Source organism: Paenibacillus sp. fava2 (assembly GCF_058313675.1).
In genome coordinates this window covers 4333114-4356473 of sequence record NZ_CM177755.1, presented here as the reverse complement: position 1 = coordinate 4356473, position 23360 = coordinate 4333114, and the positions used below count along the sequence as shown (strand labels likewise).

The 23360-nt window shown below is 53.1% G+C and carries 21 protein-coding genes and 1 pseudogene; 15 read left to right on the top strand and 7 right to left on the bottom strand.

All coding sequences use genetic code 11. The features are described from left to right. Positions 1 to 3: 3 nt before the first annotated feature. Positions 4 to 885 (top strand): alpha/beta fold hydrolase, encoded by an 882-nt coding sequence (locus tag AC4G46_RS18895; RefSeq protein WP_491124079.1) that lies wholly within the window; start codon positions 4 to 6, stop codon positions 883 to 885. Between the two features lie 141 nt (positions 886 to 1026). Then, positions 1027 to 1404: a hypothetical protein gene (locus tag AC4G46_RS18890; protein WP_491124078.1), complete on the top strand. Its 378-nt coding sequence runs from the start codon at positions 1027 to 1029 to the stop codon at positions 1402 to 1404. A 65-nt stretch (positions 1405 to 1469) separates the two neighbouring features. Here the strand turns inward: AC4G46_RS18890 and AC4G46_RS18885 are convergent, their stop codons facing one another. Both AC4G46_RS18885 and AC4G46_RS18880 read right to left on the bottom strand, forming a co-directional pair. Next, a complete protein-coding gene (locus AC4G46_RS18885; protein ID WP_491124077.1) occupies positions 1470 to 2744 on the bottom strand; it encodes an MFS transporter in 1275 nt (424 codons plus the stop codon). A 36-nt stretch (positions 2745 to 2780) separates the two neighbouring features. After that, positions 2781 to 3404 (bottom strand): NUDIX hydrolase, encoded by a 624-nt coding sequence (locus AC4G46_RS18880; protein ID WP_491124076.1) that lies wholly within the window; start codon positions 3402 to 3404, stop codon positions 2781 to 2783. Between the two features lie 156 nt (positions 3405 to 3560). On the opposite strand from AC4G46_RS18880, the gene AC4G46_RS18875 reads away from it, so the two are divergent. Both AC4G46_RS18875 and AC4G46_RS18870 read left to right on the top strand, forming a co-directional pair. After that, positions 3561 to 4643, top strand: coding sequence for a stalk domain-containing protein (locus AC4G46_RS18875; protein WP_491124075.1), 1083 nt, complete (start codon positions 3561 to 3563; stop codon positions 4641 to 4643). A 26-nt stretch (positions 4644 to 4669) separates the two neighbouring features. After that, the gene (locus AC4G46_RS18870) at positions 4670 to 5191 is read left to right on the top strand and encodes a hypothetical protein (RefSeq protein WP_491124074.1); all 522 of its coding nucleotides are present in this window, start codon (positions 4670 to 4672) and stop codon (positions 5189 to 5191) included. Positions 5192 to 5282: 91 nt separating this feature from the next. Here the strand turns inward: AC4G46_RS18870 and kduD are convergent, their stop codons facing one another. Genes kduD through kduI form a run of 3 tightly spaced genes read right to left on the bottom strand, consistent with a single transcriptional unit; the run spans position 5283 to position 7714 of the window. Beyond that, positions 5283 to 6038 (bottom strand): 2-dehydro-3-deoxy-D-gluconate 5-dehydrogenase KduD, encoded by a 756-nt coding sequence (kduD, locus tag AC4G46_RS18865; protein WP_491124073.1) that lies wholly within the window; start codon positions 6036 to 6038, stop codon positions 5283 to 5285. A gap of 52 nt (positions 6039 to 6090) precedes the next feature. Beyond that, positions 6091 to 6846, bottom strand: a complete 756-nt coding sequence (locus AC4G46_RS18860; RefSeq protein WP_491124072.1) for a DeoR/GlpR family DNA-binding transcription regulator — start codon at positions 6844 to 6846, stop codon at positions 6091 to 6093. A 34-nt stretch (positions 6847 to 6880) separates the two neighbouring features. Next, on the bottom strand, positions 6881 to 7714 hold the full coding sequence (gene kduI, locus AC4G46_RS18855) for a 5-dehydro-4-deoxy-D-glucuronate isomerase (RefSeq protein ID WP_221797614.1): 834 nt from the start codon (positions 7712 to 7714) through the stop codon (positions 6881 to 6883). A 190-nt stretch (positions 7715 to 7904) separates the two neighbouring features. On the opposite strand from kduI, the gene AC4G46_RS18850 reads away from it, so the two are divergent. The 4 genes and pseudogenes from AC4G46_RS18850 (at position 7905) to AC4G46_RS18835 (ending at position 12560) form a co-directional block, all read left to right on the top strand. After that, complete coding sequence (locus tag AC4G46_RS18850; RefSeq protein WP_491124071.1) at positions 7905 to 9578, top strand: hypothetical protein; 1674 nt, start codon at positions 7905 to 7907, stop codon at positions 9576 to 9578. A gap of 1 nt (position 9579) precedes the next feature. Continuing rightward, entirely contained in the window at positions 9580 to 9864 is a 285-nt protein-coding gene (locus tag AC4G46_RS18845) for an SRPBCC family protein (protein ID WP_491124070.1), read from the top strand. Positions 9865 to 10969: 1105 nt separating this feature from the next. Further along, positions 10970 to 12139: pseudogene (locus AC4G46_RS18840) on the top strand (right-handed parallel beta-helix repeat-containing protein); the annotation flags it as partial. Positions 12140 to 12308: 169 nt separating this feature from the next. Beyond that, the gene (locus AC4G46_RS18835) at positions 12309 to 12560 is read left to right on the top strand and encodes a YolD-like family protein (protein WP_491124069.1); all 252 of its coding nucleotides are present in this window, start codon (positions 12309 to 12311) and stop codon (positions 12558 to 12560) included. An 85-nt stretch (positions 12561 to 12645) separates the two neighbouring features. Here AC4G46_RS18835 and AC4G46_RS18830 read toward each other — a convergent pair whose 3' ends face one another. Further along, positions 12646 to 13395: an amidohydrolase family protein gene (locus AC4G46_RS18830; protein ID WP_491124068.1), complete on the bottom strand. Its 750-nt coding sequence runs from the start codon at positions 13393 to 13395 to the stop codon at positions 12646 to 12648. 141 nt (positions 13396 to 13536) lie between these two features. On the opposite strand from AC4G46_RS18830, the gene ybaK reads away from it, so the two are divergent. After that, positions 13537 to 14010, top strand: a complete 474-nt coding sequence (ybaK, locus tag AC4G46_RS18825) for a Cys-tRNA(Pro) deacylase (RefSeq protein ID WP_090713599.1) — start codon at positions 13537 to 13539, stop codon at positions 14008 to 14010. Positions 14011 to 14118: 108 nt separating this feature from the next. On the opposite strand, the gene AC4G46_RS18820 is transcribed toward ybaK, so the two are convergent. Then, positions 14119 to 14865: a YdcF family protein gene (locus tag AC4G46_RS18820; protein WP_491128928.1), complete on the bottom strand. Its 747-nt coding sequence runs from the start codon at positions 14863 to 14865 to the stop codon at positions 14119 to 14121. A 222-nt stretch (positions 14866 to 15087) separates the two neighbouring features. Between AC4G46_RS18820 and AC4G46_RS18815 the strand changes: the two genes are divergently transcribed. The 6 genes from AC4G46_RS18815 (at position 15088) to AC4G46_RS18790 (ending at position 23284) form a co-directional block, all read left to right on the top strand. Beyond that, a complete protein-coding gene (locus AC4G46_RS18815; protein WP_491124067.1) occupies positions 15088 to 16692 on the top strand; it encodes a response regulator in 1605 nt (534 codons plus the stop codon). Positions 16693 to 16725: 33 nt separating this feature from the next. Continuing rightward, complete coding sequence (locus AC4G46_RS18810) at positions 16726 to 18480, top strand: cache domain-containing sensor histidine kinase (RefSeq protein ID WP_491124066.1); 1755 nt, start codon at positions 16726 to 16728, stop codon at positions 18478 to 18480. Positions 18481 to 18507: 27 nt separating this feature from the next. Beyond that, entirely contained in the window at positions 18508 to 19824 is a 1317-nt protein-coding gene (locus AC4G46_RS18805; protein ID WP_491124065.1) for an ABC transporter substrate-binding protein, read from the top strand. Between the two features lie 231 nt (positions 19825 to 20055). After that, on the top strand, positions 20056 to 21408 hold the full coding sequence (locus tag AC4G46_RS18800; RefSeq protein ID WP_491124064.1) for an ABC transporter substrate-binding protein: 1353 nt from the start codon (positions 20056 to 20058) through the stop codon (positions 21406 to 21408). 105 nt (positions 21409 to 21513) lie between these two features. Then, positions 21514 to 22446: a carbohydrate ABC transporter permease gene (locus tag AC4G46_RS18795; RefSeq protein ID WP_491124063.1), complete on the top strand. Its 933-nt coding sequence runs from the start codon at positions 21514 to 21516 to the stop codon at positions 22444 to 22446. A 1-nt stretch (position 22447) separates the two neighbouring features. Then, the gene (locus AC4G46_RS18790) at positions 22448 to 23284 is read left to right on the top strand and encodes a carbohydrate ABC transporter permease (RefSeq protein WP_491124062.1); all 837 of its coding nucleotides are present in this window, start codon (positions 22448 to 22450) and stop codon (positions 23282 to 23284) included. Positions 23285 to 23360: the final 76 nt, after the last annotated feature.

The following is a 23360-nucleotide window of genomic DNA, read 5'->3' as shown; positions in this document are numbered from 1 at the left end:
CGTATGGGAACAATCTTTAAAACCGAAGCAGGCGAAGAAGAATACTATCTTTGTTACGAGAAAAGCTTAGAGTGCTTTGAGTTAGAAGGAACGTCATATTATATAACGACAGCATCCGGAGATACATATGTGACTCGTTTTGGTGATCCGGGTAAGGAGCCGCTGCTTCTTCTGCATGGAATGACAATGAGCAGTACGATGTGGTTTCCCAACATACAGCATTTGGTTCAGGAGCGGTGCGTATATGCGGTTGATGTTATGGGCGATTTCGGTAAAAGTAAACCAGCCCTCGCAATAAAAAACAGGCAGGCTGCCAGCCAGTGGCTGCTTGAAGTAGTGGACGCTCTGCAATACAGCAGGGCAGACTTGGCAGGCCATTCGATGGGCGGGTTTTTAGCCTTGAATTTTGCACTGGCATACCCGGAGCGAGTGTCAAAGCTGCTGCTATATGCTCCCGCCGGAGCGTTTCATAGAGTGAGCCTGAAGTTTTTTGCGAAAATATATCCTGCGTTGTTGTTTCACACCGAAAAGCGGATTGACCAGGCTTTTTTATGGTTCTCCGGCAAGGGAGAGCCGTTGCCCCCTGTATTTCGCGCTCAGGTACTCTCGGGATACAGCCATGCCAAGCCGCTTCTTCAGTTGATGCCCTCGGTTTTTGAACAAAAAGAATTTATTAATTATCACATTCCCACTCTGCTCCTAATAGGGGATAAAGAGGTAATCTACCCGGCCGGGAAGGCAATGGCGAACGCTAAAAGTCTGATTCCTGAGCTTGAGGCTCATTTGATTGCCGGAGCAAGCCATTCCCTGACGATAGAGCACGCCGATGCTGTGAACGAACTAACCGTCCGGTTTTTGCAGAGGAAACCAATGGAGATAGCGTAAGGATGGCCTCGGCATCCTGCATCATAAATTCTAATGGATCCGGGTTGTCATGAAGCTGCTGGCAGGGTAATAAAAGGAAAAGAGCTTTTGAATGAACCACGCGGGTTTAGTACCCAGTCCAGGGAAACGGAGGGAGCTATTATGGCGGTACAGACGGTTACAGGCATTAGTTCAGTACAGGCGCTTACGGCTTACGGCGGCACTCAGAGCGATGTCGGTTCTCTGGAGAAGCGGCGGGACCGGCTGATGATGGAGCTGGAAAAGCTGAATGCGGCGCAGGATGGCGGAGTGGCGTCTTCCAGCCGCCGTGAGCAGCTGCAGCGGCAGATCCGGGTGCTCGAGGCGCAGCTCGCACAAAAGGTCGGGAGTACCGCTTCTGCTGATGTGGTATCCCTTTTTCCCCAGAGCCAGGCTCCGCTCTCACGTATGGATTGGAAGGGTGGCCTCAGAGGCATCGGCATGACGGATCCGCGGACGGCGACGGTAGATTCAGAGGGCCACTTTGACGCATTAATCTAATATTGGTAAACGAAAAGAAGGTGCAGATGTGCCCGGTTTAACTGGCCTTTTGCACCTTCAATTGTTTATTGCCCTTGAAGCTCGCTCTCTTCCACTTTTCGCAGGGACTTCGCGTATACCATCCCTACAGCAACGGCAAAGCAGGTCAGAACGGCTGCGAAAATATACAGCTTGACGATACCGAAGGTCTCGGCCGCCCAAGCCATCCCGAGCAGCGAGATGCAGAAGAACAGGTGAAGCACGGTCGCCTGGGCGGATAATACCTTGGGCAGCTGCGTGCTGTCCACGCTATGCTGGACCAGTGTGCGGCGGGTTACGATGCTTAGCTCGGCAAACGGCCCCATCACGAGGACGAGTGCAAGCGCAAGGATGAGATTGGTATTGACCGCATACAGGAAGGTAAGCAACCCGTAGCCGGCCATTCCGATCAGCATATAACGCAGCAGGCTGCTGCCGATTCTGCGCACCGCCGAGATGACCAGGAATCCTCCGCCGATGGTGCCGGCGAAATAGGCGGCATTAATGAAGCCCCACCACTCCTCGCCCTGTCCCAGTGCCTGCTGTACAAAAATCAGGGTAAACGCACCAACCCAGACCGAACCCCCGAGCATATCGATAGCATCAATAGCGGTAAGCGCCCTCAGGCTTGGCGTACGCCAGATGATCTTCCAGCCTTCAGACAGCACAGCACGTGTAGAGGGAAGGGGAGTATCTGGTTCAGCTTGAACTGCTGAACCGGCATCTGCCGGACTTGCCGTCTTCGGTTCTTTGACCTGCAGGGTCAGCAGGGCGGCCAGAGCATAGATGACCGCTGTCAGCAGTAGGGTATAGGAGGTGCCGATCCAGACGATGATCAGGCCGCTCAGCCCCCAGCCGGCAAACTGTACGATCTGATCACTGACCGACAGCAGGCCGTTGGCCCGGAGCAGCCCATCCCGGGAGGCCGTCAGCCGTGGTACAAGCGCATTGCGCGCCGGAACGGTCCACCCGTCCAGAAAGGACATGGCAAAGATCAGAACAAACACGATAGCCAGGGAAGCATTGCTGCCCTGCGTTCCAAGGTACACCGCCATTGCGCCAAAGAACAGGAATTGGCCGGATTGTGACAGTAAAAGCAGGCGGGACAGCCTGAACCGCTCGATCAGCAGCGGCGCAAGCAGGCCGCTCAGCATTTGAGAAAGAGAACGGAAGAGGGGAACCAGTGTCGCCGAGATCAGGCTGCCGGTATGATCCAGCACCAGCACGGTTAAAGCCATAATGTAAAGGACATCGGCCGCATTTGCCGCGGATTGTGTACCCCATAAAAAGTAAAAAGACCTGCTGAGGCGTGTTCTAGTCATAACAATCTCCATGATTCAGGATGTGATTTGGTATAATTAAGTAAATGTAGCTGCAATGCCTGCAATAATCTTCATATAATAGGACTGCTCATGCGGAACAAAGCTGCCGGTCCCGACTTCCTCATCAATCGTTATGCGGCTGTCTCCTTCGACACGGAAGCCGCGGATCCGGATGGAAGAGAGCTTGCCCTCCCACAGGCTGCGGAAGTCATCAAAGCTGGCAGTAACCAGGCCCGCTACTTCCTCGGGCTGCAAATGAAAGGCCTCCAGCGGCAAGGAGGTTTCGTGCAGGAAGACATTGGCCCGTTCGCGGTCCAGGAAGCCCGCTGTATCCATGGTATACGGAATAATGCCCAGCGGATGCAAGTCAGTAAAAGGTACAGAGATTCCCAGCTCCTCCTCGAGCTCCCGCAGTCCATCCTCGGTTGTTTCATGGGAGAGCAGATGCCCGGCTGCCGTAATATCCAGCAGACCGGCGTAATCGCGTTTTTGCCGGCTGCGCAGCTGGAGCCAGATGGATAAGCCTGCACCGGGGTCACGGCTGACCAGCCAGCAGTGAAAGGTTTCATGCCACAGCCCTAGCCGGTGCACATCACCGCGGGGAGCCGTTCCGGTAATATTTCCGTGTTCATCAAACGTAGTCAGTAATTCGTCGTTCATGTGCCGTACCCCTTTGGATCATTTTTACAACCTGATGTTCATCGGCTTAATATAGCACAGCCTTTGTCACACAGGCAATGCTTAGCCGGAGGGTTGCAGCGCAGTGCCCGGATAACTGCCTGAAATTCTGTCACCAAAAATCAGGGAGGTATGAAAATGAATACATTTATGAGTTCACGCTTAGGGAAGCTGATTATTACGGCGGCTATTATGTGCGCAGCCTTTTTTACCGGCAGCGGTTCTGCCCTCGTTCATGCGGATTCTCCGGTTACTTCAACAGCTATATACAAAGCCTATCTGGATGTGAAAATTGTAGCTGAGGCCGAAAAAAACGGGCTGACCCGCACTGTAGCAGACTATCTGGCCCTGCCGGCCAACCCGCTGGATGTGAAAGCGGCCGTAATCAATGCTTTATATTCGGATTTGGCCTGGTCGGACAGGGAGCATGCTGAGGAATACGCGCAGCTGGTGTACAGTAAATCAACTGCATCACTGGATATGTCTGCTCTAAGTGCGCAAGAGATGTTTGTCATCGGCTACCTGAAGGTGCTGGATCACTACATGGAGCCGGATATTACCTGGATAACTGCAGCTCAGAAGGCATTGCCGGACAGCCAGACGGTTGCCCTGATCCATGCGCTTTCTGCCGCACAGCAGAATATGGACTGCAGCTGGATTATTACGGAGCAGGTGCTTAATAATACGAAGCTAACCACAGACATGCGACCGGAAGCAGTGGATATTATCACTGACTATATGGCGTTGTATAAGGGCAGTCCGTGTCGGTCTGACGGAGAGGGAACAACAAGGAGTGCCCTCACAGATGCGATTCTGGAGGATGGGGTCGTGCTGACGGTTGGAGACTCTGTTGTACTGGCGAGAAACCGGCTTACCCGGGTCGATGAGGACAATTATAAGGTTGAGCCCTATATCCGTAATGGACGGACGATGGTGCCGCTGAAGTTCATCTCTGCCAACTTTGGTGCCAATATAGCGGTCGACCTCAAAAAGCTGGAAGCGACAGTATTATATATGAATCAGAAGATCGTTATTCCAAACGCTGAAATCTTGAATGGCCGGACCTTTGTTCCGTTAAGAGCGGCAGCGGAGGCTTTGAACAAGCAGGTTTATTACGATAAAGGCCTGATCATTATCACCGATAAAATGATAATCAATCCGAAGGACAAGCTGAACACAGAGGCAGTGGAGCAAATAAGAAATGTACTGAAGCTGCAGTAGGGATAACTTTAATCGAGGGGGTCAACATGCATCTGGCTATTATGGAACGAGGGACATTTGAAGCGTTGAGCGATGAAAGGCTGGGCTGGGCCTGTATGGAACCGGTATTTATGCTTATACGCGGCAAACGCCCTGAAATCAAGGCTGAGGTAATCGAGCAGCTGAGCCGGGCACAGAAAGCACTCTGCATGTTCCGGGTGTTCTATGATCACGGACACAAATCTGCAGCGGAGTACTATACCTGGCTGTCCCATATGCTGGATATGCCCGGCTATTGGGACGGAATCCAGGAAGCATTGATGTTCTTTGGGGATTCTGAAATGTTGCAGCTTCTGCAGGATACCAAAAATACGCTGGAGCTGCGAAATAACAGGCTGGGACGGAGATGGGGTGAGGCTGCCTTCAAAGATCTGGAGCAGGACGCCGGGCTGGCAGGAGAAATTACAGTTTATTATGAGCGATTTCAAAACGTGTCAGTGCAGAGTCTGGCTGCGATCGCAGCTTACATCCGCGCTTATCCTGAACAATTTGTAGAGCTGACTGCCTAATAATAGCTGTAAACCAAACACCCGCATGCCGGAGGCATGCGGGTGCAAGTGTATGTGAGAAAGCTCCTTCATCCGGAGGAATGAAGCGATATTATCTGGCCAGCCATCCGCCGTCAACAGCCAGGATATGGCCGTTCAGGTAGTCGGAAGCAGCGGAAGCCAGGAATACTGCAGGACCTTTAACGTCTTCAGCAGTTCCCCAACGGCCTGCAGGGATACGCTCAAGGATGGAATCGGAACGGTTCTGGTCCGCACGGATTGGTGCTGTATTTTCAGTAGCCATGTATCCAGGAGCAATAGCGTTAACGTTCAGGCCGTATTGAGCCCATTCGTTAGCGAAAGCTTTGGTCAAGCCGGCAACAGCATGCTTACTTGCTGTGTAGCCTGGAACGTTGATACCGCCCTGGTAGGACAGCATGGAGCAGATGTTGATGATTTTGCCAGTGCCTCTTTCGAGGAAATGACGGCCGGCGATCTGGGACAGCAGGAACACAGTGTTCTGGTTGAGGTTGATTACATCGAACCAGTCTTTTTCGCTGTGGTCCTTGGCTGGAGTACGGCGGATCATGCCTGCGCAGTTAACGAGGATGTCCACTTTGCCGGTCAGTTCCAGAGCCTGGTCAAATGCACCCTGCAGCTTGGTGTGGTCGCTCAGGTCAGCGGCGATGCTCAGGGCTTTTACGCCGAACGCTTGGGCTGCTGCTACGGTTTCATCACTGTCGTTAAGGGAGATAGATACAACGTCTGCACCTGCTTCGGCAAAAGCCAGGGCGATCCCTTGGCCCAGACCTTGTGCTGCTCCGGTTACGATTGCTGTTTTGCCTGCAAGGCTGAATAATGATGACATAATATAATTCGCTCCTTTAAATAGGTAATATGAATGTTTTGTGTTCGGCAGCTTAACCGACTTCAATGCTGATGCCTGCGTTACGGAATTGCTCCGCCGTTTCAGGGGACAGGCCGCTGTCTGTCAGCAGCACATCGACTTCCTGCAGTGAAGCGAAGGTGCGCAGCGCAGTCTGTCCGAACTTGTGATGGTCACAGGCAGCAAACACTTTGCGGGCTGTGGATACAAGTGCCTGCTTGAAATCAATTAAATCACCGGTGTAGATAGACAGTCCGTGCTCGATATGCACGGCTGTAGCCGACAGGAATGCTTTTTGTATATTTAGCTTTTGCACGTAGGCGACGGCTTCAGGACCGGCCAGCATATTGCGGACCCGGTACCCTCCGGGAACGACCAGGCGGATGTTGTCTTTTGGAACCAGCTCGCTGATGATGTACACATCATTGGTAACCACTGTAAGAGACATGTTGTCCAGCCGCCGGGCAATTTCCAGCGTCGTGCTTCCGCCGTCCAGTGCAATGATGTCATCCTGTCTGATGTGGGAAATGGCACGCAGCGCAATCTCCGTTTTCTCGTCTGAATATTTATCCAGCGGGTTCTTTACGGGGAGGATGCCGAACTGATCGCTTTGGGCAAGTACGGCTCCGCCGTGCACCCGCACAATCAATCCCTGCTCCTCAAGCTTGCTAAGGTCCTCACGGATTGTTTTTCCGCTGACCTGCAGCTTGTCGCTGAGCTCATTTACCGTTACATCCTTCTGGTTCAGCATAACTTCCATAATCATCTCGTGTCGCCGTATCGGGTTCATCCGCCTGCCTCGTCTTTCCGTAGTTGGTTTTCTTCTATTTTAATTCTTTCATGCCTACGGGGTCCATATCATCGTAACGTTTGTTGTCACCGGCCATACTCCAGATGAAGGTATAGTTGTGTGTACCTACGCCGCTGTGAATCGACCAGCTTGGGGAAATGACAGCCTGCTCATTGTGCATAACGATGTGGCGGGTTTCAGTCGGTTCGCCCATCAGGTGGAACACAATGGAATCATCCGGAAGATCGAAGTAGAAGTAAGCTTCCATCCGGCGCGGATGAGTGTGGGACGGCATTGTATTCCACATGCTGCCCGGCTTCAGCTGGGTCATACCCATTACAAGCTGAGCGCTCTGTACGCCGTTGGTATGGATGAAACGGTGAATGGTACGTTCGTTGGAATTTTCCAGTCCGCCGAGTGCGCCGGATTCGGATTCTTCCAGTGTAGTCTTGGTAGTAGGGTAGGACTGGTGTGCCGGAGCAGAGTTCAGATAGAATTTGGCAGGCTTGGCACTGTCTGCGCTTTTGAATACAACATCCTTAGCGCCTTGTCCGACATAGAGACATTCTTTGAAATCAATTTCATATTCAGTGCCGTCTACAACGATAGAGCCCTTGCCTCCGACATTGATAACACCCAGCTCGCGGCGCTCCAGGAAGTAAGTTACCCCAAGCTCCTTCAGATCCGTTGTCAATACAACATCTTCGTTAACCGGATTAGCTCCGCCCACGATCATGCGGTCTTCATGGGTCAGGACAAGCTTCAGCTCATCCGGAGCAAAAATAACCGGGATGTGGAACTCCTTGCGCAGGCGCTCTGTGTCAAACTGCTTCACTTCATTTGGATGCGATGCAAAACGTCTTTCCATTACGTATTCAATCCCCTTCGCTGACGTATTTTCGTTCGTATAGGTACAATTTAATCCATTTACGTTCATTTGGCAAGAGATAATCTTTTTTAGTCTGTTTATTTTAGTTTATTTGTTGTTTTTTGTGATTGCTATATGAACGGAAAGCGTGCACAATAGGATGGAAATAATACCCTGGGAGGGGAAAATGATGACGGCTAAGCTACACTATAAACTAGATAATCCCTATGCACAGAGACAACGGGAGATCATTCAAAAGGTGGCACTCGAGGCACAGGCGCTGCCGCTGCTGGATAGCGGCCTCTGGTTTCACGATGACGTCCGCAATAACTTCTATTATGCTTCCTATCTGTTCGCGGCTGCTGTAGACGATTCAATGCTTCCGGAAGCAGAACGGGAGCAGGCCCGGCAGACAGCGGAGGCCGTGCTGCTGGAAACCGTGCTGCTGCAGAACCGGCAGCCGGGAACCCGCCTGTACGGCCACTGGCCGCTTGGCCTGAATCCGCTGCCGCGCGAAGCTGCACCGCATGAGCTGCCGGTAGAAATTATGGGCAGCCTGCTGGTCTGGTTCTGCAAGCATTACAACGGCCTGCTGGGCGCTGCGCTCAGAGTAGCTTTGCATACAGCAACCGGGCATATTTACCGCAGCGGTTTTTTCCGTAAGGAGGTGTTGCATTACGGGCACCACGAAGCCAAATATACAGCCGCCAAGCTGATCTTCGGCCAGCTGTTCGGAGACGAGGAGCTGCGCGCAGACGGCGTGGCCAGTCTGGAGCAGACACTCAGCCATATCCGGGCAAAGGGGATGCCGGAGTACGGCAGTCTGCCGTGGTTCTGGCATTGGGTGCAGGCATTCACCTGCGCCTGGGAGCTTGAGGCAGACAGCGGAGTCCGGGCATTGCTTGGAGAGATGCTGGACTACCTCTGGCAGGTGCGGAGTGACTTCTATCTGCGCGGAGCCTGGGTCGGCGCACACTCCCGCGGCTGGCCGCATGATGTGCCGGCTGACCGCAACGTGCTGCATGATTATGTGCAGTTCGACGACTTCCCGCTAACCGGGCATATGCCGCGCACGGAATATGCCGGGTTTCTATTCTATGAGGCTCCGGCACAGGCCCGGGAGACAGCATTAAACCGCCTTGAACCTGTAGAGGTGAAGAAGCTTACGCAAAAAGTAAACCCCGGTGAATCTGAGGAGCAGCCATTGCTCCATTCATACGCTTATATTACAGACGCATATGCGGCAGGCGGCCTGTGGGAGCGGGTTGAGGAATTTGATAATGAGCAGCTCCGCTGGGCTTATTCACTGCCGGTCGATGGGGAAGGGGAAGTCAACCGCCTGTATTTCTTCCATCCGGGCGAAGGCTACCGGGCAGGCGATCCCCGCCACCAGAGCCCGTATATGGAAGTGATGTTCCATAAGGGGACAGTACTATCATTGTTCCCTGTGCCAGAAGGTGCAGAGAACACGGTTGTTGGTGTTCTGCCGAAGGGAGATTGGCTGGAGCAGGAACAGGCGCTTTACGGCCTGGTCCGCGGCGTTTATTTTGCTGTCTGGCTGTCCCGGTCCTATCAGCAGACCAGCCGGGAGGATTACTTGGAAGTAACGGCGGCAGGAATGCCGGGCGGTGTAGCGGTTGAAGCTTTAACAGCAGCCGAGGCAGCGGAACAAGGCATCAGCAGCCTGACGGAGTTTGCCGCTGCTATGTCAGCCCGTAAGCCGGTGTTCACGGCTAGATCTGTACTCTCGGTTGAATACACTACCCTCGGCGGTGATCTGCTCCGGCTTGAGGACGGTACGGACAAAGGACCGGCAGCTTCAATTAACGGCAAACCAGTTAGCCGGGAAGAATATAAGGTATAGGATGGGGATCTCGGATTACGAGCCTGCCGCTGTGCTGGAATATGCCTGGGGTGAGGATAAGGTCAGATTTGAGCTTGAAGCAGGGCCGGGAGGAAGCAGTCTTCGGTTAATCGAGACGATAAGTACAATTACGGATCATACTCCCAAAGATCTGGCCGGCTGGCATGTCTGTCTGGATGTTATAGGAGCGCTGCTGGAGGGGAAAGGTTTTGGCAACCGCAAGCATGCGTGGGAAGAGCAGTATAAGGTGTACACCGGACTGGTTGAGCGGATGCGTAATAGCTGAATAGAGGATCATATGAAGCTGCCCAAACGGGCAGCTTTTTGTGTGCCTGCCAGAGCATCGTGTCCCTTTACAAAGGAGTTATGAAAGAAAACCGAATACATTCACATATATGTAATAATTTTACTTAAAAGCATCTGTACAATCCTAAAAAAGGATTTATAGTGGAAGTTAGGCTGACTCCTGCGGAAAAATGTTTTTCGCAGCAATCTGCAGTTGGAGTTATAAGGAGGGATGCGATGAACGATGAATAACTGTTGTCAGTAAAGACAGCAAGAATGACATGGAATGCTACAGCTGCAGCTGCTACTGAAAAAATAAAAATAATCTGGAGGTAAATGTTAACGTGAAAATAAAAAAGAGATTTTCTTTCACTGCATGTATTGCGCTTTCTGCTGTAATCGCTTTTGGCGGCTTGCAATGGGGGATACCGTCAGTACATGCGGCTAACGTCTTCAGTGATGATTTTGAGTCCGGCAGCGCCGGCAATTGGACCAGCACGACAGGTACCTGGTCAGTAGTAAAGGACGGCAGCTCTTATGTATATTATCAATCCGGCAGTTCAGAAGGCCGTACTTCTGCAGGCAGCGGCTCCTGGACCGACTACAGCGTCAAGGCTGATGTCAAAATCGATAATTTTAACGGCACAAACCGTACGTATGTGTGCGGCCGTTACAAGGACGGGAACAATTACTATGCCGCTTCCATCTCCAATTCGAACGGGGGAACACTGGAAATCCGCAAAAAATTCGGCGGCGAAAGCACTACACTCGCTACGAAGACCGGCTTCTCCATCACGACAGGAACAGTGTACAACATCCGGCTGGAATTAGCGGGAGATTCGATCAGCATGTATGTGAATAATGTGCTGCAACTAAATGCACACGATAACAATTTAACCTCAGGCGGGGTTGGATTGATTGCCTACAAGACGGCTGCCAAATTTGATAATGTAATTGTAAGCGATACCACAGCTGCTCCTACATCCACGCCAACCGCTACAACGGCACCAACCAGCAGTCCGACAGCAGCGCCTACACCGACTGCAACTCCTTCAGCAACAGCGCCCACGCCTGCACCTACCGCTGTCCCGACTGCAACTCCGGTTTCCGGAGCACTTTATGTTGCGGCTAACGGGGCTGCAGGCAATGCCGGAACGATTGGGAGCCCGACTACGCTGCAATCTGCACTGACCCGGGTGGCTGCAGGCGGTACGATCTACCTGCGCGGCGGCACTTATTCCTTCTCTTCACCAGTGACGATCGAGCGGGACAACAGCGGTACCTCCAGCGCGCGCAAGACCATCGTCGCCTATGGAAGTGAAAAGCCGGTTTTTGATTTCTCCGGTCAAGCCTTTGCATCCTCGGAACGCGGCTTACAGGTTTTTGGGCATTACTGGCATGTAAAAGGACTTGAAGTCAAGGGAGCCGGAGACAACGGCATCTTTATTGGCGGTAACTACAACATTATCGAAAATGTAGAGACGCATCATAACCGGGATTCGGGCCTGCAGATCAGCCGCTATGCCTCATCTGCCTCGAGTATGAGCGAATGGCCGAGCTACAATCAGATTATCGGCGTATACTCCCATGACAATTTTGACCCGGATAACGGGGAGGATGCTGACGGGTTTGCCGCCAAGCTGACGATTGGCCCGGGAAATGTATTCGATAAATGTATAGCAGCCTGGAACACCGATGACGGATGGGATCTGTACACCAAGACGGATACCGGCCCGATCGGCGCAGTCACCATTAAGAACAGCATTGCTTACAAAAACGGCCAAACCTCTGACGGCAACTCAACCTCGAACAGTGACGGCAACGGCTTCAAGCTGGGCGGGGAATCCATATCCGTAAATCATACTGTAACGAACAGCATGGCCTTCCAGAACAAAAAGCACGGCTTCACCTATAACAGCAACCCCGGCTCCATCAAAATGACCAACAATACGTCATGGAGCAATGGCGGAAGCAACTTTGCTTTTGATGCAGGTACCCATGTCTTCACGAATAACCTGAGCTTTGCCGGATCCTCGAGCGACAAGACAAGCGGAACGGATGTTTCCAGCACTAACGTATGGTGGAAGAATAACGCCAGCACCAACGCCAAGGGTCTTGTAGCGAGCAGTGCCGATTTCGTGAGCCTGACTCCTTCGGTTAGCCGGAATGCTGACGGCTCTTTCAGCCTCGGCAATTTCCTGAAGCTGTCCTCAGGCAGCGATCTGATCGGTTCCGGAACACCAGCCGGCACTAATATCGGCGCCACCATTCAATAGTTTATACAATAACGCTGTACTTAGAGGAATCGGGCTGCCGTCCGGTTCCTTTTTGCTGCACTGCGGGTTGCTGCCCGGGGAGTACATGTTATAATATTCAGGAGCATTCATTATAGCTGCTGAACAGTTGCTAAAAGGAATCCCAGGAATGGCTTAATGGAGGTAAAGCGTGGCAAAAGCAAAAGTGGCCAAACGGCCGACAAGAGATGAATTTGTGCTGGAGGAGCTCGGCAACCAGCTGACAGAAGCAATGCAGGAGGAGTCAGTGATCGTGCTGACCGTATGGGGAAAAGAAGATGAGGTGCGCGGGCAGATTACCGGCATGGACTCCCGGACCGGCAAGGTGCATGTCAGCTTTAACGGGGAACTGCACAAGGTTCCGTTTATGGATATTATGGCAGTGAATTATCCGCGCGATTAGCCGGGCAAGACAGCTTGACCGGATGACGATTCCAATAACTGAACCCTTGGGCAGCCAAGGGTTTTTGTTATTGTCCGGCAGTCCGTCAGCGTTTTAAATACCAGTCTGCCGCGTTCTGATAAAGCACTTTACCGGCAAGCTTGTCGCCGAGCGTCTCGCAGATCAGCTCAATATCCGCAGGGTGAAAGGGACGGGGAGCTCTGGTGGACGGCAGATCGGTCCCGAACATTAGCGCATCCGGATTGACCTCGGCAATTGCACAGAGCGCCTGCGGAACATCAAGCTCTACACGGCCGAAGCCGGTGGCTTTTACCCGGACGCCTTTGTGGACCAGAGCAAGCAGATGGGGGAAACCGTCTTGGGATAATCCAAGATGGTCTACGGATACTGCAGGAAGGGCGGCCGCAACCGGGGCAATATCAGGCAGATGCACCGAGTCGATGTACAGCTCTGTATGCCATCCTGCTATTTCATGAACTCTCCGGGCCATATAATCCAGCTGCGACAAGTCTTCCGAGCCTCCGCGCCTGACATTGAAACGGACGGCCCTCACACCATACCCATGCAGCCTCAGCAGCTCTTCGTCGGAAGTATCGTAAGGTAATTGCGTTACGCCGGCAAAGCCAGGTCCAAGCGTTTGCAGAGCGTCGATCAGGTAAGTCTGGTCATACCCCTGAAAGGACCCGGAGACAACGGCGCCGCCTTTCAGATCAAGCTCCCGGACTTTGTCCAGGTAATCTCCGCAGGTGAAAGGGGCAGGTAAAAAGCCCTGATTCTCAATAAGCGGGAAACGGGGATCGATAATGTGCAGATGAGCGTCAAATACAGTACGCATATAATCTCCTTTCCTGAGACGGGGAATGGACAGAGTCTGGTTTTATTATAGACTGCAAACGGTGCGTGTTATAATAGCTTTTATACATATTCAGCGGGTTATAATCTATTAAATGATATTGGGCAGAAAAGGGTGGGAAACATGCAGACCGGCAAAACCAACGCGCTGCGGATGCTGGATGCCAAGGGCATCCGCTATGAGGTGCATCATTATGATAACGAGGACGGGGCCATTCACGGAACTGCAGTGGCTGAAAAGATCGGTCTTGATCCGGATACGGTCTTTAAGACTCTGGTGGCACACAACGGACCCAATCTGTATGTGTTCGTCATTCCGGTAGGCGGGGAGCTGGATCTGAAGAAGGCCGCCAAGGCTGCAGGAGAGAAAAAGATTGAGATGCTGCCGATGAAGGATCTGCTGAAGTGGACAGGGTACATCCGGGGCGGCTGCTCGCCGGTCGGGATGAAGAAGCTGTATCCGACCTTTATTGAGGAAAGCGCGGAGCTGTACGATACGATTGCGGTCAGTGCCGGCAAAATCGGCATGCAGATGGAGCTGGACCCGCAGGAGCTGGCCGGCATGACTGACGCCGTATTTTACGATCTGGTCAAATAGGACGCAGGACAAAAAAAAGCAGTGGCGCGGGGAAATTCCTCCGGCCACTGCTTTTTATTTGGTCCGCTGCCGGAGCCGGATTTTCGGGGTGGATGCCGGCCAGGCTGTCTATAAGCTGGCCGCCAGCAGGCCAAGGTATTCCTTCAGCGCGATTCCGGTAGACTCCATCGATCCGGGTGAAGGAAACAGCTTGGCGAGGGAGAAGGAGCCTGTGCGGCTGACCCTATAATCGCTCGGGTAAGCCTGCGGGGATAATCCGGCGCTGCGGAATTCCTCCATGCCGCGCGCGATATGGAAGGCTGAGGTGACCAGCACCGGGCGGCTGAGCCCGTGCTCCTTCATCAGCGCTGCGGTAAACTCGGCGTTCTGCTCGGTATTGAGCGACTGGTTCTCGGTCAGGATATCCTCTGCCGGAATGCCAAGGCCGATCAGCTGGCGCTTTGCAATGTCCGCTTCATTGCCGCTGTCGGCGAACACCTGGCCGCCGGTGAACAGCAGCGGCAGGCCGGTTTCCCTGTACAGCCGTGCTGCGGTCAGCAACCGGTTGGCCGCAGGCCCATACAGATTGCCCTCACCGTCAATATCCGGCGTTCCGCTTGTGGCACCGCCGCCCAGTACGACGATCACATCGCCGTCGATCCGGGACGGCGGACTGTATTTACGCTCCAGGCTGCCCATCAGCAGACTTGACATCAGCGGTGTCATAGACAGGTAGAGTAGCATGGTAATAATTAGCAGAGTAACGGCCGGACGGCGGTTTTTGCGCCAGATCCAGAGTGCAGCCGCAGACAGCAGCAGGACGAACAGGCCCGGCGGCAGAATGAAGCTGTAGAGGAATTTAATGAAATAGATCAGGAAGATGACCGCCTTTCCTTTTTGCTACAAGTATACAAGCTGCAGCCGGATTGCGCCATGCGGCCTCATGAAGAGTGGAACAGGCGGTTACGGACCGTCCGCTTAAAAAACTGCGGTTTTCCATTAAAAAGCTGCATCTGTCCTGCCGGGCTTCTGTGGTACAGTAGTGGTGGGGCAATCCCGGAAGCGGCAACAAGATGTCATATACACGGAGGAACAAGCATGAACAGAAGCATACGTGTTGTACTGGCCGATGATGAGCCGGTCATTCTTCGCGGGCTCAAAAAACTGATTGCCTGGGAGTCGCTCGGTCTTGAAATCGTCGGAGAAGCAAGCGACGGGATTGAGCTGAAGACGCTGATTGACAGCGCTGCTCCCGATCTGATCATCAGTGACATTAGCATGCCGGGTTATTCAGGCATTGATATTATACGCGGGATTCATGAATCAGGCCGCTCCATCAAGGTGGTGTTCATCAGTGCCTATCAGGAGTTCGCTTATGCCCGGCAGGCGCTGCAGTATGGGGCGGTGGACTATCTGCTTAAGCCGGTCAATACCGGCCAGCTGGAGCAGGCGGCAGGCAAGGCAGCCGCGCTGATCCGCCAGGAGTCGGAGGAGGAGCGGAACAAGGAGCGGCTGAAATCCTATGAACGCAAAAATGTCTCAGGCACGATTGAAGAGCTGCTTGAACAGCTGACGGACGGCAACAAGGGGGTTGCAGTCACGCTGGCCCGGCTGGGGAATACAGCCATTACCCGCTTTGCTACCGTTTGTGCAGTGGAGATCGATGAGTACAGCGGCGGCTCCTCCCGCTGGGAGGAGCATGAACGCAAGCTGGTGGAATTCGCGCTCAGCAATATTATCAAAGAGACGGTCGAAAGCAGCGGCAGTGGATATGTATTCCGCAAGGGGGAACGGCTGTGTATGCTGCTGCAGCATGAGCAGGCTGACAAGCCGCTTACTCTGATGATTGATCTGCACCAGAAGATCAACAGCTATCTCAAGCTGCAGGTGACCATTGGCGTAGGCCTGCCGGGAGGCGGAATGGAGGAGGCGGACGAATCCTACCGCAGCGCCTTGAAAGCGCTCAAATCCAAATATTTCTGCGGCTTGAACCGGGTTATCGCAGATGACGGCGCTGCTCAGGCTCCGTCTTCCCTGTCCTCGCCGGCCTTGCTGGCGGAGACTCAGCTCTCGCTGATAGAAGCGCTGAAGATGCTGGAGAAGGAGACTGCCGCCCGCCGGTGCAAAGAGCTGCTTGACCAGGTGGAACAGCTCTCCGGCGGCAGCCCCGCCCAGGCGGTATCGCATGTCTACAATACAGTGCTCCAGCTGGAGCAGGAGCTTGCCGAATACAGTGCGGATGCTGCCGCCCAGCAGGGCCCCAGTCCGCTGCTGCTGGAGCAGCTTACTGCAGCTCCGACCTATGCCGCGCTGGGGGATGCTTTCTGCAGCGTGGTACGGCAGCTGTACGACCAGCTGGCCGGCAGGCTGAGCGGCAAAGAGATGCCCCAGCTGCTCCAGATCAAAGCTTATGTAGACGAGCATTACGCCGAGAATATTACGCTGGAATCCATGGCCGCGATGCTGTACATGAACCCGTATTATTTCAGCAGCTTTTTCAAGAAGCATACCGGACAGAACTTCAAGCACTATTTAACGGAGGTAAGGCTGAATCATGCCCGCCGGCTACTGCTCCAGAGCAATCTGATGATCTATGAAATCGCCGAGCTGGTCGGCTATAACAATGCCCGTCATTTCAGCGATATGTTCAAGAAGAAATTCGGCAGGCTACCGCAGGAGTATAAGCAGTCCTGGAAGCCTTGACGGCATGATAATAGAGTTTAAGGGGGAGTATGCGTGCTGAACCGGGGGAGGAGCAGCAGTATTTTCGTCAAATTTTCGGCATCCTTTCTGCTGGTCGGGCTGATTCCGCTGCTGGCGCTCAGCTTTTTTTCCGTTAAGACCTTTTCCGGTTATGTGGAGCGCTATACAGCCAGCAATCTGCAGCAGATGGTGCTGTATATGGGCTATAATCTGAATTCGGCGTTTAACCAGTACAATGAAATCTCCAAGCTGATGTACACCGGCCGTTACGACGGATACATCGACAGCTACAGCCGCAATCAGACGGCGAATGTCAATGAGCTGGGGCAGATTAATGCCATTCCGATTGACAGCTTCCTCAAAACGCTGCTCTTCAGCGATTCCTATATTACCGGTGTGCAGTTTGTAAGGAGTGCGGACGGGAAGGTATACTCGCAGCAGAAGGAGAACCGCTCGCTGGTGACGGACGATTTCGCCCGGCCGGAGTGGCTGGCGGCCATGGCTAAAGATCCGGCCAAAGCAGCGGTATTTCCGGCACATACGGATGATTACTTTTTTGACTCCGACAAAACCGTATTCACCATCGGCCGCACCCTGATTGATACCTCGGGCAGAGTGACCCGGGAGCCTAAGGTGGTGGGCACCCTTTTCCTGGACATCGACACCTCGCTGTTCCAGCAGTTTATCGGGGAGCTCAGCCTCGGCGCCAAGGATGAGCTGTACCTGCTGGACGGCCAGGGCAGAGTGTATTTCAGCAATCAGGATGTGGCTCCGGGGGCAGTAATACAGCCTGTGCTGGAAGATAAGGAGCGGATTAAGCTCAGTCAGGAGATCCCTTTTCTGGACGGGCAGATTATCGCCGGAATCCACCGCGGCAGCCTGTTCGAGCAGCTTCTGTCGGCAAGGATGACCGTATATACCGCCATCGCAATCTGCGCGGTTGTGATGATTGTAATGGGGGCGTGGTTTTCCCGCCGCCTGGCTGCACCGATCAGGGAGCTGATCAGACAGATGACGGTGGTGGAGTCCGGCAACCTTGACACCCAGCTGACAGTGAACAGCAATGATGAGATGGGCAGGCTGGCCCATGGGTTTAACCGGATGGTGGAACGCCTCAAAATTCATATCGACGAAGCCTATGTGGCCCAGATCAAGCAGAAGCAGACCGAGCTGAATGCGCTGAAAAGCCAGATCCGGCCGCATTATCTCTACAACACCCTGGAAGTTATCCGCATGAATGCAGTGGACAAGGAGGCCGGGGAAGTGGCGGATATGATTCTGGCCCTCTCGGATCAGCTGAAGTATGTGATAGATTACGGGGAGGACCGGGTCAGCCTTGGCAGCGAGCTTATGCATCTTCATAATTATTTCTACATTATTTCCGTCCGGTATGAAAACCGGTATACGCTTCAGCAGGAGATTCCGCAGGATATTGATTTGAACTGGCCGGTGCTGAAGCTGTCGCTGCAGCCGGTGGTCGAGAATGCTGTGCAGCATGGTCTGCGCCAGAAGGGCAAGGGAACGATAGGCATCACGGTTGAGCGTAGGGGGCAGGTAATGGCTGTCACGATTTATGATGACGGCATCGGCATGAGCCGGGAGACACTGGCACAGCTTCACAGGAATCTGGAAGACCCCGCCGCCCCCAGCAAAAATGTAGGCCTGAAAAATGTCCATGAACGCATCCGTTCCAGCTTCGGCGATGAGTATGGCCTTACTGTCAGCAGCCGGGAGCATATCGGGACATCCGTTACCCTGCTGTTTCCTGTTATTGAACAAAGATCGTAGTCTACTGTAAGGGAGCGCAAGCGGTGTATGTACAAGTTTAGCAAAAGACAAACGGCAGCGGGTATCCTCACCCTCGCTATCCTTGCCTCCTGCAGCACGGGCCGCTCCGGGGATGATGGCGGGCGAAAGGAAGAATCTCTCCGGCCGGTCACCTTTTCCATTGCCTATGCTGCCGGGGATATGGCAACTACGCAGGCACTGAAGGCGGTGATTGCCGCCTATATGCAGGCTCATCCTCATGTGACGATCAAGGACATCAGCGAAATTTCCTCCAGCGCCTATCTGGACTGGCTGAAAATAAAGGATGCCGTCGGCGAGTTTCCCGATCTGCTGGAGATGCGTGATACAGAGGCCTTCGCCGCTGCAGGCAAAATCGCCCCGCTACCGCAGGAGCTGGTGGAGCTTCTGGATCATCCTGTAGAGGTGTATGGACAAGTGTGGAACGCTCCGCTGTATGAAACCCCGCCACAGGGTATCATCTACAGCAAAAAAGCTTATGCGGCAGCCGGAATTACCAGTCTTCCGCAAACCTATGATGAGTTTCTGGACGTGCAGGAGAAGCTGAAGGCCTCCGGCATTACACCGCTGGTAGCCGGAGGGAAGGATCTGTTTCACCTGGGCTTTTGGATTAACAAATTTATGATCGATAATGTGTATGCGGCTGATCCGGACTGGAACGCACAGAAAACGGCCGGCAAGGCCAGCTTTACCGATGCCAATGTAATCCAGGCAGTAAGTGACTTTAAACAGCTGTTCACCCGGTATGTTGATCCGGGCTGGCAGAATATCGGCGATAACCAGACCGTATCCTTCCTTGTGTCAGGGAAAGCGGCCCAGCTCTACTCGGGGCCCTGGATGTTCTCGCCGATTGCGGCTGCGGATCCGGCCTTTGAGTTCGGCTTCTATGCGGTGCCGGACCGCAACGGGCAGGTGAAGGTGACCGGCCTTCCTTCGCTTGCCGGCTGGTCCTTCTCGGCGGAAGCCGCCGGTGATCCGGTAAAGGCAGCAGCCATCACGGAATTCCTGCAATTTTTCTTCAGTCCTGAACAGTACGGTACTTTTCTGGCGGCAATTAACGGGATTCCTGCCACCACAATCAAACCGGTGTATCCGGTCAGTGAACCGATGCAGGAGGCTCTGCGTATTCTTGACGACCCGCAGACTGTGAAATCAAGGATGATCAACAACTGGTGGGGCGGCAATACCATTCCGCAGCAGTTCCGCAACTGGTACTATAAGCTGCTGGAGGAGCTCGTTGTCAGCAATGGCGATGTAAGCGGCGCAATGAAAGAAGCGGACCGGGAATACGACCGGCAGGCGCGGGAAGAGGGCTTGAATGAATAGCAGAAATTCAGCTGAATAGCTGACGTGCGAGGGAGATCTGCGGATCTCTCTCTTTTTTTGTCATGGAGATCTATTAAAATTACCGCATATGGAGCTTAAAAAACTGCATTCAACCCTTGAGTACAGAATGCTATCCTGTAATCACAAGGAAACGCTTACTAAGATGATGCGCACATCGGGTGCTGTTTCCCGCTTTAATCCATCTTCAGTCTCATAGGGGGTCTTGTTCATATGTATAAGAAATCAGTAACCGCATTGTCTGCAACCCTTCTGGCCGCAACGGCCATTCTGTCGGCTTGCGGAAGTAACAATAACGCCTCAAATACTGCTAACAACGCAAATAACACAACCGCAACCAATGCACCGGCGGCAACCACGGACACGAAAAAAGAAGTACAGTTCTCCATCGGCTATGCGTCCGGCGACCCGGCGACCAAAGAGGCGATTGCAGAAGCCGTCAAGGTTTTTATGGAAGCCAATCCGAATGTCAAAATCAAAGATATCAGCGAAACCTCCTCAGCGGCTTATCTGGACTGGCTCAAAACCAAGGATGCCGTCGGGGAATTCCCGGATCTCGTTGAAATCCGTGACACCCAGGTGTTTGCAGATGCCGGCAAAATCGTCGAGCTGCCTGCCGACCTGGCTGAGCTGTTTGACAATCCGCCGCAGGTAGACGGCAAGGTGTGGAATGCGCCGATGTCGGTAAACGTGCCGCAGGGCATTATCTACAGCAAAAAAGCGTACGCGGATGCCGGCATCACCGAGCTTCCCAAAACGTATGACGAGTTTCTCGCGATCCAGGAGAAGCTGAAGGCGAGCGGCATCACTCCGCTTGTTGTCGGCGGCAAGGATATTTTCCATATGGGCTTCTGGGTGAACAAGTTCCTGATTGATGATGTGTATTCGAAGGACCCGGACTGGAACTCCAAGCGCACGGCCAAGACGGTAAGCTTCACTGATGCCAATGTGGTACAGGCAATGACAGACTTTAAAGACCTGTTCACTAACTATGTGGACAAAGGCTGGCTCAGCACCGGGGATAACCAGACGGCTTCCATTCTCGTAGCAGGCAAAGCGGCCCAGCTCTACTCCGGCACCTGGATGTTTACACAGATTCAGGAGGCAGATCCAAGCTTTGAATTCGGCTTCTATGCCATTCCTGACCGTGAAGGCAAAGTGAATGTAATCGGTCTGCCGTCGCCGGCCGGCTGGTCGCTCTCTGCTGAAGCTGCCAAGGATGCGGACAAAACAGAGGCAATCAAGGATTTTATCCGCTTCTTCTTTGCACCTGAGCAATACGCCAAATATCTGGCCAGCATCAACGCCATTCCTTCCACCAAAGAGAAGGTTACTTATGAGACCGGAGAACAGATGCAGGTAGCTCTTGATCTGATTGCCGACCCGAATGTCACCAAATCGCTGGCAATCAACAACTGGTGGGGCGATAACCTGATTCCTCCGCAGTTCCGTAACTGGTTCTACAAGCTGCTGCAGGATCTGGTCGTGAAGGACGAGAATGTCAGCGATTACATGAAGCAGGCAGATACTGAATATGACGCACAGGTGAAAGCGAACCAGCAATAAGAAGTACCGGTTAATAGGTAAAAAAGAAAAGCTGCCCGGGGGAGGGAAGTCCTGCTATTGAGCAGACCCTCTTGCCGGGGAGCAGCTCCGGGAGGGAGAGCATCCATGTCTACAGCATTGCAACAGACAGACAAGCCGCTTGCGGCGCTGAAGCCCAAGAAAAAGAAGCAGTGGCAGTCCTATGCGCTGATGTTTATTTTGCCGTCATTTCTAATCTATACACTGTTTGTCATCGTGCCGACAGCAGGCAGTATTTATCTCAGCTTCACCTCATGGGATGGTATCAGTGAGGACATGCGGTATATCGGGTTCGCCAATTTCGTGGAAATCTGGCATAGCCCCCGCGTGCACAATGCGCTGAAAAATACGCTGGTCATGACCATCAGCCTCGTTGTCCTGGAAAATATCGCAGCGATTGCCATGGCAATCCTGGTGGATAAGGTCCGCTGGTTCCGCAATCTGTTCAGAAGTATTTTTTATTTCCCGACACTGCTGAGCGGGATCGTAATGGGTTTTGTGTGGGCTATGATCCTGAATTATAATTTCGGCGTGTTCAATCAGATTCTTGATGCGGTCGGACTGGGCAGCTGGGTTGTTGACTGGCTGGGCAATCCGAACTACGCCATGCTTTCGATTATTCTGTCTACGGTCTGGAAAGGCGCGGGCTATTACATGATTATCTATCTGGCCGGGCTGCAGGGCATTCCGCCTGAGCTGAATGAAGCGGCCAGCATTGACGGGGCGAACGGCTTCCAGCAGTTCCGGCACATTACCTTCCCGCTGCTGGCCGGTTCAATGACGGTATGTATGGTACTGTCGATGATCAGCGCGCTGAAGATTTTTGACCAGATTGCGGTCATGACGGATGGAGGTCCGGGCTTTGAGACCGAGACATTGACCTATATTATTTACAAAGTCGGCTTTGGCGAGCTGCGGCAGGGCTTTGGTACGGCGCTGGCCATGGTGCTGTTCCTGATCATTATGCTGATTACGGTCATTCAAGTGAAATTCCTCCGGAAACGGGAGGTGCAGATGTAGCATGACTCTTCAAACGAAAAAAAGAATTGCTGAAATCTCGATGTTTATTGTTACGCTGGTGCTGGCTGTCATTTTCTTTTTCCCGATTTTCTTCAACCTGATGTCGGCCTTCAAAAGCAACGCCGAAATCATGCGGGACGCGATTGCCTTTCCTAAAGGGCTATACCTGGAAAGCTTCAAATATCTGTTGACCGAGACGGACTTTCCGCGCGCTATTCTGAACAGCCTGATTCTGACCCTGGTGTCAATCGTGGCCCAGGTGCTGATCATTCCGATGGCCGGCTATGCGATTGAGCGGCGGAACGCCCGCTGGACAAGGTTCATGTTCCTGTATTTCCTGGCCGGGATGATGATTCCGTTCCAGGCTTATATGATTCCGCTGTTCAAGGAGCTGAGAATGTTCGGCTTGTACGGTAGTCTGGCCGGTCCGATTCTGGTCTATGTCGCCGGTGCTGTCGGCTTTGGCTGTCTGCTCTACACCAGCTTCGTTAAAGGCATTCCGCAGGAAATTGAGGAAGCGGCGGAGATTGACGGCTGCTCCCGCTACGGAATCTTCTGGCGGATCGTGTTCCCGCTGATGGGTCCGGTTACGGCCAGTATGGTGGTGCTGAACGGGCTGGGGATCTGGAATGACTTCCTGATGCCGATGCTGGTGCTGCCTTCAGGCGAGCCGAAGACGATGGTGGTGGAAATATACCGCTATATAGGAGAGTTCTCCTCACGCTGGGATATGATTTTTGCCGGAACGGCGATGTCGGTTGTGCCGGTGCTGATTGTGTTCGTCGCCCTGCAGAAATATTTCGTTAAGGGCATTGCGGCTGGGGCTACAAAGGGTTAAAAGTGCCCGGGAAACGTATTTTATCAGGCTTGGCGCAGAAAATATCCCGTCATTATGGTTTAATGTAGATGAGCTT

Coding starts and splice junctions, on each gene's coding strand:
- AC4G46_RS18860 (WP_491124072.1), bottom strand. CDS start 6,846: ATGAACCCGATACGGCGACACGAGATGATTATGGAAGTTATGCTGAAC.
- AC4G46_RS18875 (WP_491124075.1), top strand. CDS start 3,561: ATGAATACATTTATGAGTTCACGCTTAGGGAAGCTGATTATTACGGCG.
- AC4G46_RS18795 (WP_491124063.1), top strand. CDS start 21,514: ATGTCTACAGCATTGCAACAGACAGACAAGCCGCTTGCGGCGCTGAAG.
- AC4G46_RS18850 (WP_491124071.1), top strand. CDS start 7,905: ATGACGGCTAAGCTACACTATAAACTAGATAATCCCTATGCACAGAGA.
- kduI (WP_221797614.1), bottom strand. CDS start 7,714: ATGGAAAGACGTTTTGCATCGCATCCAAATGAAGTGAAGCAGTTTGAC.
- ybaK (WP_090713599.1), top strand. CDS start 13,537: ATGCAGACCGGCAAAACCAACGCGCTGCGGATGCTGGATGCCAAGGGC.
- AC4G46_RS18870 (WP_491124074.1), top strand. CDS start 4,670: ATGCATCTGGCTATTATGGAACGAGGGACATTTGAAGCGTTGAGCGAT.
- AC4G46_RS18880 (WP_491124076.1), bottom strand. CDS start 3,404: ATGAACGACGAATTACTGACTACGTTTGATGAACACGGAAATATTACC.
- AC4G46_RS18885 (WP_491124077.1), bottom strand. CDS start 2,744: ATGACTAGAACACGCCTCAGCAGGTCTTTTTACTTTTTATGGGGTACA.
- AC4G46_RS18890 (WP_491124078.1), top strand. CDS start 1,027: ATGGCGGTACAGACGGTTACAGGCATTAGTTCAGTACAGGCGCTTACG.
- AC4G46_RS18845 (WP_491124070.1), top strand. CDS start 9,580: ATGGGGATCTCGGATTACGAGCCTGCCGCTGTGCTGGAATATGCCTGG.
- kduD (WP_491124073.1), bottom strand. CDS start 6,038: ATGTCATCATTATTCAGCCTTGCAGGCAAAACAGCAATCGTAACCGGA.
- AC4G46_RS18790 (WP_491124062.1), top strand. CDS start 22,448: ATGACTCTTCAAACGAAAAAAAGAATTGCTGAAATCTCGATGTTTATT.
- AC4G46_RS18805 (WP_491124065.1), top strand. CDS start 18,508: ATGTACAAGTTTAGCAAAAGACAAACGGCAGCGGGTATCCTCACCCTC.
- AC4G46_RS18800 (WP_491124064.1), top strand. CDS start 20,056: ATGTATAAGAAATCAGTAACCGCATTGTCTGCAACCCTTCTGGCCGCA.
- AC4G46_RS18895 (WP_491124079.1), top strand. CDS start 4: ATGGGAACAATCTTTAAAACCGAAGCAGGCGAAGAAGAATACTATCTT.
- AC4G46_RS18815 (WP_491124067.1), top strand. CDS start 15,088: ATGAACAGAAGCATACGTGTTGTACTGGCCGATGATGAGCCGGTCATT.
- AC4G46_RS18830 (WP_491124068.1), bottom strand. CDS start 13,395: ATGCGTACTGTATTTGACGCTCATCTGCACATTATCGATCCCCGTTTC.